At 65.7% G+C, this 10,650-nt stretch carries 9 protein-coding genes; 4 read left to right on the top strand and 5 right to left on the bottom strand.

The genetic code is table 11. From position 1 onward, the window contains the following. Positions 1–134 precede the first annotated feature (134 nt). Entirely contained in the window at positions 135–869 is a 735-nt protein-coding gene (locus FNV92_RS31400; protein WP_143843185.1) for a hypothetical protein, read from the top strand. Positions 870–1,109: 240 nt separating this feature from the next. Here FNV92_RS31400 and FNV92_RS31395 read toward each other — a convergent pair whose 3' ends face one another. Further along, the gene (locus tag FNV92_RS31395) at positions 1,110–1,880 is read right to left on the bottom strand and encodes an alpha/beta fold hydrolase (RefSeq protein ID WP_143843186.1); all 771 of its coding nucleotides are present in this window, start codon (positions 1,878–1,880) and stop codon (positions 1,110–1,112) included. A gap of 154 nt (positions 1,881–2,034) precedes the next feature. Then, on the bottom strand, positions 2,035–2,505 hold the full coding sequence (locus tag FNV92_RS31390) for an Hsp20 family protein (protein ID WP_015688756.1): 471 nt from the start codon (positions 2,503–2,505) through the stop codon (positions 2,035–2,037). Positions 2,506–2,713: 208 nt separating this feature from the next. Between FNV92_RS31390 and FNV92_RS31385 the strand changes: the two genes are divergently transcribed. Continuing rightward, on the top strand, positions 2,714–3,661 hold the full coding sequence (locus FNV92_RS31385) for an alpha/beta fold hydrolase (protein ID WP_015688755.1): 948 nt from the start codon (positions 2,714–2,716) through the stop codon (positions 3,659–3,661). A 129-nt stretch (positions 3,662–3,790) separates the two neighbouring features. Here FNV92_RS31385 and FNV92_RS31380 read toward each other — a convergent pair whose 3' ends face one another. Continuing rightward, positions 3,791–6,547 (bottom strand): di-heme-cytochrome C peroxidase, encoded by a 2,757-nt coding sequence (locus FNV92_RS31380; protein ID WP_143843188.1) that lies wholly within the window; start codon positions 6,545–6,547, stop codon positions 3,791–3,793. 184 nt (positions 6,548–6,731) lie between these two features. After that, positions 6,732–8,528 carry an adenylate/guanylate cyclase domain-containing protein gene (locus tag FNV92_RS31375; protein ID WP_143843189.1) on the bottom strand — a complete coding sequence of 599 codons (1,797 nt, stop codon included), beginning with the start codon at positions 8,526–8,528 and terminating at the stop codon, positions 6,732–6,734. A gap of 235 nt (positions 8,529–8,763) precedes the next feature. On the opposite strand from FNV92_RS31375, the gene FNV92_RS31370 reads away from it, so the two are divergent. Beyond that, a complete protein-coding gene (locus tag FNV92_RS31370) occupies positions 8,764–9,396 on the top strand; it encodes a LysE family translocator (protein WP_143843190.1) in 633 nt (210 codons plus the stop codon). Positions 9,397–9,464: 68 nt separating this feature from the next. After that, positions 9,465–9,875 (top strand): GFA family protein, encoded by a 411-nt coding sequence (locus FNV92_RS31365; RefSeq protein ID WP_143843191.1) that lies wholly within the window; start codon positions 9,465–9,467, stop codon positions 9,873–9,875. A gap of 5 nt (positions 9,876–9,880) precedes the next feature. On the opposite strand, the gene FNV92_RS31360 is transcribed toward FNV92_RS31365, so the two are convergent. Continuing rightward, the gene (locus FNV92_RS31360) at positions 9,881–10,633 is read right to left on the bottom strand and encodes a sulfite exporter TauE/SafE family protein (protein ID WP_143843192.1); all 753 of its coding nucleotides are present in this window, start codon (positions 10,631–10,633) and stop codon (positions 9,881–9,883) included. Between the last annotated feature and the right edge of the window lie 17 nt (positions 10,634–10,650).

The following is a 10,650-nucleotide window of genomic DNA, read 5'->3' as shown; positions in this document are numbered from 1 at the left end:
AACGCGCCCTGATCCGGCCCAAGCGGCGCCGGAATCCCCAGTGAAGCTTCGGATCGGCCCTTCGAAAGGCGCGTCACGCCGCAAGAAGCGAAAGCGCGCGAGGCATTCGGGGGCCTGACAGGAGCGTGCCGACCATGAAGTTTTTCACAGGATGTGTAGCCGCCGCCGCGCTGGCGCTGGCTGCGACCGCGGCTCAAGCGCAGATTCTCGCGCAAGTCCCGGCGAACGGTATTTCAGTCGGGGCCGCAATTGCCGTGTCCGATTTCGACGGGCCCTATGCGCCGCCGGAGGCCGCGCCGCCGCCGCCGCGCTACGGTTACGGCTACGGCTACGAGGAGCGCGGCGCGGCACCGGCGCTGCTGCCCTCGACCGAGGTCTATGCGGTGCTGCGCGACAACGGCTTCTCGCCGCTCGGCATCCCGCGCCTGCGCGGCAGCGTCTATACCATCGCGGTGATCGACCGCCGCGGCGACGACGGCCGGCTGGTGATCGACGCCCGCGACGGGAGAATTTTGCGCTTCATGCCTGCCGCCGACGCCTACGGCATGGCCCCCGCTTTCGAGGAGCGCGCGGTCGCGCCTTACGGGCCGCAAAGCGCGCTGCCGCCGCCCACCATGGTCCGCGGCGGCCCGCCGCGTCCGCCAGCTCCGATCCCGCATGTCGCCAGCCGCGCCGTGCCGCTGCCGAAGGCCGCTCCGCCGCGCGGCGCGGCGCCTGCCGCAGCGGCGAAGCCGGCCGAGCCCGCGACGCAGACCGCCGCCGTGCAGGCAAAGCCGGCCGAGGCTGCCGCGCCAACTGTCGGTATGGCCAAGCCCTCGCCGACGATCCTGCCGACCCAGGAGATGCCGGCCGCGCAGGGGCTGGAATAGCTTTGCTCGTTTGATGCGACGGCGCTAACCACACCAACGCTGTCGTCCCTGCGAACGCAGGGACCCATAACCAAAGGGAGAAGTTTGACGAAGACTCGCGGCCCGGGACTCAGACCTCATCCCCACCGATAGATCACGCGGTATGGGTCCCTGCGTTCGCAGGGACGACACCGCGGAGAGGGCTAAGCGAACGAAAAGCGCCCGGAAACTCGGGCGCTTTTGCATCTCGGCGGCGGTGGCTCAGCTCCGCGGATACCCCGCCGCTTCCAGGATCAGATTCGCCACCTCCTTCGGATGCGACACCAGCGAGAGGTGGCCGGCATCGAGCTCGACCGTGGTCGCGTTCATGCGCTTGGCGAGGAAGCGCTCGAGATCGGGATTGATGGTGTCGTCGTTCTTCGAGACCGCGTACCAGCTCGGCTTGGCGTGCCAAGCCGCTTCCGTGGTGCGGCTGGCGAAGATCGAGGCGGCCGTCGGCCATTGCACCGCATAGAGCTCCCTGGCCCGCTCCGGCTTCACGCCATTGGCGAAATACTTCAGGAACGCGTCTTCCGAGAGCTTGGTGTAGCCGTCGCGCTCGACGATGCCGGCGCGCGCCGGACCGGTCGGAAACTGCTTCGACAGAGCGACGAAATCCTCGTTCGCGTCGGGGGCGCGCGCGGCGATGTAGACGAGGCCGGTGACCTTCGCGTCGGTACCGACCTGGCTGATCACGGTGCCGCCCCAGGAATGCGCGACCAGCACGGTCGGTCCATCCTGCTCGGCCAGCGCGCGCTTGGTCGCTTCGACCGACTCGGCGAGCGAGCCGAGCGGGTTTTGAACGGCAGTGACGTTGAGGCCTGCGGCCTGGAGGATCGGGATCACCTCCGACCAGCTCGAGCCGTCGGCCCAGGCGCCGTGCACCAGGACGACATTCTTCGCCTTCACCGTCTGCGGCGTCTGTGCGTGAGCGAGGCTGAGAGGGGCCGCCAGCAGGCTCGCGGCGACGAAAAGGCTGCGCCAAAGTGTCATGATCGTTCTCCGTCTTGTTTTGGGTGCGACGTCCAAATGACGGAGTGCGGGGCTGCGACGTTACGCGTCTTCACCGCTCTGTGATGCGGTGCAATACGAAAAAACGCCCCGGGGCACCGGGGCGTTTTCGCAACCTGGAAGTGGTGCGCGCGTTTTACGCGGCGACTTGCGCGGCCGAGTTCTCGATCACCTGCGCCTTCGGCGCGCCGGTGTTGATCGCGATCTGGCGTGGCTTCTTGGCTTCGGGAATCTCGCGCACGAGGTCGACGTGAAGCAGCCCGTTCTCGAGTGAAGCGTCCTTTACCTGCACGAAGTCGGCAAGCTGGAAGGCGCGCTCGAAGGCACGCGCGGCGATGCCGCGATAGAGCACTTCGGCCTTGCTGTTCTCGTTCGCGACTTTCTCGCCCTTGATCGTCAGCGTGTTTTCCTTCGCGACGAGGGAGAGCTCATCCTTGGCGAAGCCCGAGACCGCAACGGTGATGCGGTACGTGTTCTCGCCGGTACGCTCGATGTTGTAGGGGGGATAACCGGGACTGCCATCCGAACCGGCCTGGTCGAGCAGGTTGAAGAGACGGTCGAAGCCGACGGTGGAACGGTAGAAGGGGGTGAGATCGTAGGTACGCATGGTCAAGTCCTCCATTGAGCGACTGTTGGCTAACCCGCCCGCCAATCGGGCCGGGCTTTCGTCTGTGTGCAGCCTGATGTTCCGGTTTCGAAACACTGGTAGCGGCCTGCACCATGGTGATATGGGTTCAGGGACACTGCGTTCAAGAGGGCGGCAATTTGCGCCTTTTCGGCGCTCCCGCCCCTTGATTTTCAGCACTTTGCGCCCAATGACGCTGGTCTCGATTCCGTCCAATCCCGTGCCCGAAAACGTCGTCAGCGGCACCATCAAGACGCCCGACGGCGTCGAGCTGCGCTTTGCGCGCTGGGCGCCGCCGGCGGGCCGCAAGGGCACGGTCTGCGTGTTCACCGGGCGCAGCGAGCAGATCGAGAAATATTTCGAGACCGTGCGTGACCTGCGCGACCGCGGCTTTGCGGTGGCGATGATCGACTGGCGCGGGCAGGGCCATTCCTCGCGCCGCCTGCGCGATCCGCGCAAGGGCTATGTGCGCGATTTCTCCGATTTCGAGATCGACGTCGAGACCTTCGTGCAGCAGGTGGTGCTGCCGGATTGCCCGCCGCCTTTTTTCGCGCTCGCGCATTCCATGGGTGGCACCGTACTGCTGCGGGTGGCGCATGCCGGCAAGCGCTGGTTCGACCGCATGGTGCTGTCGGCGCCGATGATCGACCTGCCCGGCCGCGCCACCTCGTTGCCGGCGCGGGCGCTCCTGAAGACGATGCGCCTGATGGGGATGGGCGGCCGTTATGTCCCCGGCGGCAGCGACCAGATCACCGGCCTCAACCCGTTCATCAACAATCCCCTGACCAGCGATCCCGTGCGCTATGCGCGCAACGCCGCAATCCTGGAGGAGGATCCGACGCTCGGGCTGGCGTCACCGACGGTCGCCTGGGCCGATACCGCCTTCCGCGCGATGCACACCTTCAAGGGCATGCACTACCCCTCCGAGATACGCCAGCCGATCCTGATGCTGGCGGCGTCCAACGACACCGTGGTCTCGACTGCGGCGATCGAGGAGTTCGCCTATCACTTACGCGCCGGCTCCCATCTCGTGATCGCCGGCGCCAAGCACGAAATCCTCCAGGAGCAGGACCGCTACCGCTCCCAGTTCTGGGCCGCCTTCGACGCCTTCGTGCCGGGCACGCCGCTGTTCAAGTGAGCGTTTGTATTGCGGACAGAGCCGCAAACTCGTCATGCCCGGGCTTGTCCCGGGCATCCACGTTCTTCGTGTCGCGCTAAAGGTCGTGGATGGCCGGGACAAGCCCGGCCATGACGATGAGGGCTTTGGCTACAGCGTCTTCAGATACTCGATCAGCTCGTAGCGCTCGTCGTCGCTCTTGAACTCGCGGCCGATCACGCCGGGACGCCGCGGTTCGCCCGGCTTGCGCTCGAAGGAATGGCCGAGCACGCTGTTGCCCTGGAGCGGCTTGCCGTCGGGTCCCGTCGTCGAGAACTGCGTCTCGCCGGTCTTGCAGCGCTCGTCGGTGGTGACGGCAAAGCCGACGGTGACGGGATCATAGTCGCGGCGGCCCATGCAGAATTTCTGCGGGCGCTCGCTCGCGGGCTTCAGCAGCCAGTACAGCGACGGCACCGAGCCGTTGTGCAGATAGGGCGCCGTGGCCCAGATCCCGTTCAGCGGCCGCGCGCGATAGCGTGGCCCGGGCGCCGGGTTGGGGCAGTTCTTGCGCGCGAGATTCCAGATTTTCGCCCGCTCGGCGTCCGGGATCTTGTCGTCGTCCATCCATTTGCGGGCGACCAGATCCACCACCGTCATGAGGCCGAGCGCATATGACATCTCGGTCGGCGAGCTCGCTGTCGAGCCATCGCATTGCCACCAGGTCTTGAGGTCGGCCGTGTTCACCTTCAGGAAGCCGGGCACGTCGACCGTCCGGTTGCCGAGCACGAGCGACTGCTCGGGATCCGTCTTGATCTCGTCGGTGGGAATCGTCACCGCGTTCAGCACCTTGCTGTCGCCGCTCGGCTCCCAATGCGTCGAGGACCAGAAGGCCGGTGTGTTGACGGCCGGCAGGTGACATCCGGCGCACATCTCCTCGTAGATCTTGCGCCCGTTCTCGGCCTTCTTCTGATCGATCTTCCAGGCGTCGCCGAGAATCTGCGACGGCCATTTCGGCGACAGCAGGCCGCCGAACTCCGGCGCGGCCGCCTTGAACGGATCGGGGCCCCTCAGCATCTCCTCGATCCAGCCCAGAGTGGGCACGTGAACCGAGGAGCGCCAGATTCTGTCCTCCGGATAGGCGTCGGACAAATTGAGCAGCGCCGTGACGCCGAGTGCTTCGCCGGCGTTGCGGATCAGCGGCTGCTCGATCGAGGCATCGTACTGCGCGAACTTGAACCACGGCACGGTCCAGATCGCGGGATAGCTGACCGGCGCGTCCTGGGCATGCAGGTTCTTCTCGAAGCCCTTGACCCCGCTGAGCGCGAAGTCCTGCGAGAACACCTGGTTGCCGATGCGATTAAGGGCATCGAGGCGACCGAAGCCTTCCTCGGTGTCCTGCTGCTGCTTGCCGTCCCAGGTCTTCTTGCCTTCGATGGTCTTGCCGTAGTTCTTGGCCCAATCGATCAGGAAATTGCCGATCGCGCTGAGCTGCTGCTTGAGCGCGTCGCGGTCCGACTTGCTGGCCTCGGGGCCGAGCACGCGATCGGCAAAGCGCTGGAAGCGAAATGGCACGTAAAGCGTGTAGGCGATCGACAGGCCGGTCGAGAGCTCGAGCTTCTTCAGGTCGGTCATGGCCGGGCCGCCGTCGAAGCGGACGTCGATGCCCTTGTAATGGATCTGGCCGGTATGGCAGGCCGCGCAGGTCAGCCCGATCTTGTCCTGCTCGCGGCGGCCCGTCGCGGGATCGGTGACGCCGGTCATCCGGGCGAAGCCGACCGGCAGGCCGTCGACGTTCTCCGCGGGAGTCCATCGTGTCGACCAGTCCGATGCCTGCGTCGTCTCATAGACATTGGCATAGCCATAGCGGCGCAGCGTCGTGGTGTCGGTCTGGATCGATTGCGGGCTCGGGATGAAGCCGTAGCGCTCGAGATAGGCGCTGTCCTTCATCATGCCGGGCCGCGAGAACAGATGCAGCCGCGGCTGCTCCAGCGCCATGAACCAGTCATAGGGCACCGGGAAGGTCGCGGTGCCCTGGCTGGCATGATGGAACCAGTGCCGGTCCTTCAGCGACCAGTTCTGCTCGAGCCAGAACGCGGCTGTCGTTTCCGGAAGCTTCGGCAAGGGCGGGGGCAGAAGGTTTACGAGGATGCCCTTCTGCGGCAGCATCGCGCGGACCTGGTTGGGGAATTCGGCGACCGCGACCAGGATGGCGAGACCGATGGCGACGAGCAGGGCCAGAAGCTTCGCGGCCCCCAATGCCACGCGCTGGCAGGTGGACGGCACCGGCTGCGACACCAGCCGCTGGTTGATGCGGACGGGGAATTGGCGCGCGTTGAACAGCGTGCGCACGTCGGCGACGCCGAGATAGCGGTTCTCGCCTTCGCCCTTGCCGATGATCTTCAGGAGGATCGGCCATTCGAACTTCATCAGCAGCGGGTAGTACCAGCGCCCGGCGCTGCCGGCGCGCTTCAGGTTGTCGCGCATGAAGGTCTGGATTTCCGCGGCATTGAGGCCGGGCTCGGTGCCGCCGCCGTTCGGATCCGGGTAAGTCCGGCCAAAGCTCTCGAGCCGCTTGATCTCGCCCTCGTTGACCTTGCCGTCGACGCCGAGGATGCGTGAGCCGGCGCCGAGCTTGTCGAGCGGGCCGCCGCGCAGCGCGTCGAGCTGCGCGCCCGAGAAGATGCTCTTGAGGATATGACCGAGGCCGTTGGCGATGAGCGCCACGCCGCGGACCTGGAGACGGGCGAATGCTTTCTTCAGCCCGGTCTCGCCGCTCGCATTCGCAATCGTCTCCGACAGCTTGCCGAGCGGGACGGTGTCGCCATCGACGAAGCCTCCGCCCACGAGGCCACGCAGGAACGGACAGGGATTATTCGGCGAGACCTGGATCGAGGGATCGAAAGGGGGCTTGGAGGCGGGGTCGTTCATGGCCCAAATCCTGAAAACGGCGAATCGTCAAATGCAGGCGCGCCGATCAAGCGCGGAAAGTCCTAACAAACCGGCATCAGGCTATACTACTTCAGCGTGTGGCGAAGTGTGGCTGAATTCACTGTCCCGTCAACAAAAGCGGGCCGGAGGGCGCGACGAGTTGCCGGTGACCGCGGGCCGCGGGTCAGGACTCCGCCGCACGTTTGACGTCGCTCTGGATCAAGGTCAGCCTGGCGAGCGGCACGCCCGCCTTCAGAAGCCCGTCGCGGTAATGGGCGAGGTCCTCGGGCCGCTTCCAGTGAAAATTGCGCAAGTGCCGGTCGACGTTCAGGGTCGGGTAGTGGCCCATCAGCACGCCGGTGGCCTCGGTCGCCTCGCCGATGCGGCCCAATTGTGCCAATGCCGCAGCGCGAATCGCCAGCGCCTGCATGTGGTTCGGGTTGATGTAGAGCTGCTCGCGGGCCCATGACAGCGTCGCGTCGTACTGCCCCAGCAGATAGTGGCTGAAAGCGTTCAGCGCCGCCCATTGGTAGCGCGGGTCGCTGTTGTCGCGCTGCGAGGCCATCGAGAACAGCTCGATCGCCTCGCGATGCTCGCCGACGATGAAATGGCAGATGCCGAGCACCCCGCGTGCGCCGTTGTCATAGGGGTTGAGCGCGACGGCGCGCTTGGCGGCGTCCATCGCCGCCTCGTAGTGCCCTTCCATCCCGTGCGCCCAGGACAGGATCGAGAAGGCGAAGGAGGAGCGCGGGTCGAGCCGGACGCTGGTCTCGGCGAGCTTCATCGCCTCCGCCCACATCTCGCGCGTGCCCTTGATCCAGCCGAACTGGATGCTCTGGATCTGGATCGTGGCGAGGTAGGCGTGCGCGATCGACAGCTTGGGGTCGAGCTTGATGGCCTCCCCGAACAGGTCGATGGCGAGGTGCAGATCTTCCTTGGTCTGCCGGTAGTAATGCGACAGCCCCTTGAGGAAGCGGTCCCAGGCGGTCACGTCGGTCGAGAGCCGCGCCGGCGCGGAGGCCTCCGCCCGGACGATCTCGGTAGCGATGGCGGCTGACAAATTGGTGGTGATCTCGTCCTGCATCGCGAAGAGGTCGCCGATGTCGCGGTCGTAGCGGCCGGTCCAGAGCTGCTCGCCGGTCTCGGGCGCGATCAGCTCGGCGGTGACGCGGATCTTGGCTCCGGCCCGCCGCACCGAACCCTGGATCAGATACGTGGCGTCGATCTCCCGCGCGATCAGCCGGGTGCTGACATTGTTGCCCTTGAAGGCGAAGGTCGAGTTGCGGCTCAGCACGCGGTAGAACGATTGCAGCGACAGCGCGTGGATCAGATCCTCGGTCAGTCCGTCGGAGAAATATTCGTCCTGGGCATCGCTGAGATTGGCGAAGGGCAGCACGCCGACGATAGCGGTGCGGTACTGTTGCGACAGCGCCGATGCTTCCCGCTGCTCGGGGGCCAGCGCCGGTGCACCTTCCGGGGACCAGGTCCAGATCGCGACCGGGTCCTTGATGTTCTTGAAGCGATGGTTGCCGCCATCGACCAGCGGCACGGTCAGATGCCGGCTGGCCTCCTTGTAGGCCTTGGCCGAGATCGCGAAGCCGCCGGGGCTCGCCACGGATTCCAGGCGGACGGCAATGTTGACATCGTCACCGAATACCTCGCCCTCGTCGGCGATGACGTCGCCCATGTGGATGCCGAGTCGAAACTGCATGGCGCGGTCGGCGGGCAAATGGTGGTTGCGCTCCGCCATCAGCGTCTGCATCGCGATCGACGCCTCGGTGGCGCCGACGATCGAGGGGAACTCGAGCAGGAAGCCGTCGCCGGTGTTCTTGATGACGCGGCCGCCGTGATTGAGGATGATGGGATGGATCGCGCTGCGGTGAGCCTTGAAGGCGGCATGGGTGCCGGCCTCGTCGCTGCCCATCATGCGCGAATAGCCGGCGACATCGGCGCAGACGATGGCAGCCAGACGTCTTTCCATATTCCGGGGCTCCAAGAGACTTGGAAGGGATCTGTGACCGGCCACGGCGTGGCAGCCGCCTCGAATCCCGCATTGCAAGAACCCTGCCTTTATAGAGCAGATGCAGCCGAGCGATAGTATGATCCGTATTGCAAATTCGAGGTAAATCCTCCGCGATTCCGGTGGTGGACGGCGGAGGGTGAACCAACTAAGCCCACCCCTTGAGACGCGGAGCGGGGCGGCGGGGGCACCTCACATGCTGGGCATTCACGAAATGTGGCTCTTCATCCTGTCGGGCGTGCTGCTCAACATCACGCCGGGGCCGGACTCCGTCTATGTGATCGGACGCAGCATGCAGATGGGCTGGCGAGGCGGTGCCGCTGCCGCGCTCGGCATCAGTTGCGGCTGCTTTTTCCACGTTGCGGCCGCGGCGATCGGCCTGTCGGCCCTGCTGATGGCGTCGTCGACCGCGTTCTCGATCCTGAAGCTTGTTGGCGCAGCCTATCTGGTCGTCACAGGACTTCAGATGCTGTGGTCGCGTCCGGCGCTGGCGTCGGCGATCGACGAGCCGGTGCGGAGCTCGCTTCGGCGGGTCTTCTTCCAGGGCGTTTTCACCAACGCGCTCAATCCCAAGGTCGCGCTGTTCTTCCTGGCCTTCCTGCCGCAATTCGTCGCAGCCGATTCGTCGCACAAGCCGCTGGCCTTCCTGACGCTCGGCCTGATCTTCATCTTTACGGGGACGCTGTGGTGCCTGGTGCTGGCGGCGTTCGCGGCCAAGGCCGCGCACCGCCTGCGGAGTTCGGATGGCGCAATCGCCTGGGTCAACCGCGCGCTCGGCGGCCTCTTTATCTATCTCGGCATCCGCGTCGCCATGCTGGAGACGCGGTAGCTCGTTCGAACGAATGACTGGTGCAGCCGCAGTCGGCCCGATGGAGGCCGCGCGGGAGGGAGGTTTCGATGGTTCGTGGAAGCTGTCTCTGCGGCGCCGTGCGTTTCGAGGTCGATCAGGTGCGCGCGCTGACGCATTGTCACTGCGCCAATTGCCGCAAGCTCACCGGGGCGGCCTTCGCCACCTACGCTCATGTCGACGCCGACAAATTTCGCTTCGTCGCGGGCGAGGACACGACCTTGGCTTATGAATCCGCGCCGGGAAGTTTCCGCAATCGTTGCAGGACCTGTGGCTGCCTGACGCCGGGCAGGGCGAGCTATCTGCCGACCGTCAGCATTCCCGCCGGCCTGCTCGACGACGATCCGCAAGTCAGGCCTCGCCTGCATGTCTTCATCTCGTCGCGCGCGCCGTGGTGGACGATCCAGGACGATCTGCCCCAGCACGAAAAATGGGTGCCGGGCTACGAACCTAAATCCTGAGCGTCTCAGGCAAACTCTTTCAGCAGCGCGCTGCCGGCGAGATAGACGCCGAGCAAAATCATCGCGATCAGGAACCAGCGGCGGAAGGCTTCCGCCGGCATCCGCGCCCGCACGGACTGGCCGATGAACATTCCGGCAAAGGCCATGGCCATGCCCACGGCGCCCGGCACGGCGTTGGCCGGCGTCAGCAATCCGCCAGCGGTCAGGGTGAAGGCGAGCGCCAGCGTCGCGGTCGTGAAGAACACGCCGAGCGCCTGCACCAGTTCGTCCTTCTCCATGCCGATCGCCTGCATGAACGGCATCGAGGGGATCACCTGCACGCCGGTCGAGGCCGAGATCATGCCGGTGATCACCCCGACCACGCCGCCGACCCATTTCTCGTTCTCTGGCGCGACGTGGAACTGAAACTTGTTCAGCCCGATCACCGCGTAGATCACCAGCAGGACGCCGAGCACGATCGTGCCGTAGCGCGCATGCGGGCCGGTCAGCGCGCCGGCATTGAGCCAGCAGCCGATCACGGTGCCGATCATCAGCGGCCAAAGCCGCCTCAGGATATCGCGCAAATAGGGGCCGGCGAAGGTCTGCCAGATGTTGGTGACGATGGCCGGCACGATCACGATGGCGATGGCGCGGCTTGGCGCCATGCTCACGGCGAGCAGGCCCATGGACACCGTCGGCAGGCCGAGCCCGACCACGCCCTTGACGAATCCGGCGATCAGGAAGACGGCAGCGATGACAATGAGAAGCGGGTCGATCATACCGGGCACATTGACCG

The organism is Bradyrhizobium cosmicum, from assembly GCF_007290395.2.
Classification (GTDB): Bacteria; Pseudomonadota; Alphaproteobacteria; order Rhizobiales; family Xanthobacteraceae; genus Bradyrhizobium; species Bradyrhizobium cosmicum.
The sequence above is the reverse complement of the archived record's forward strand: the minus strand, read 5'-3'. Positions and strand labels throughout refer to the sequence as shown.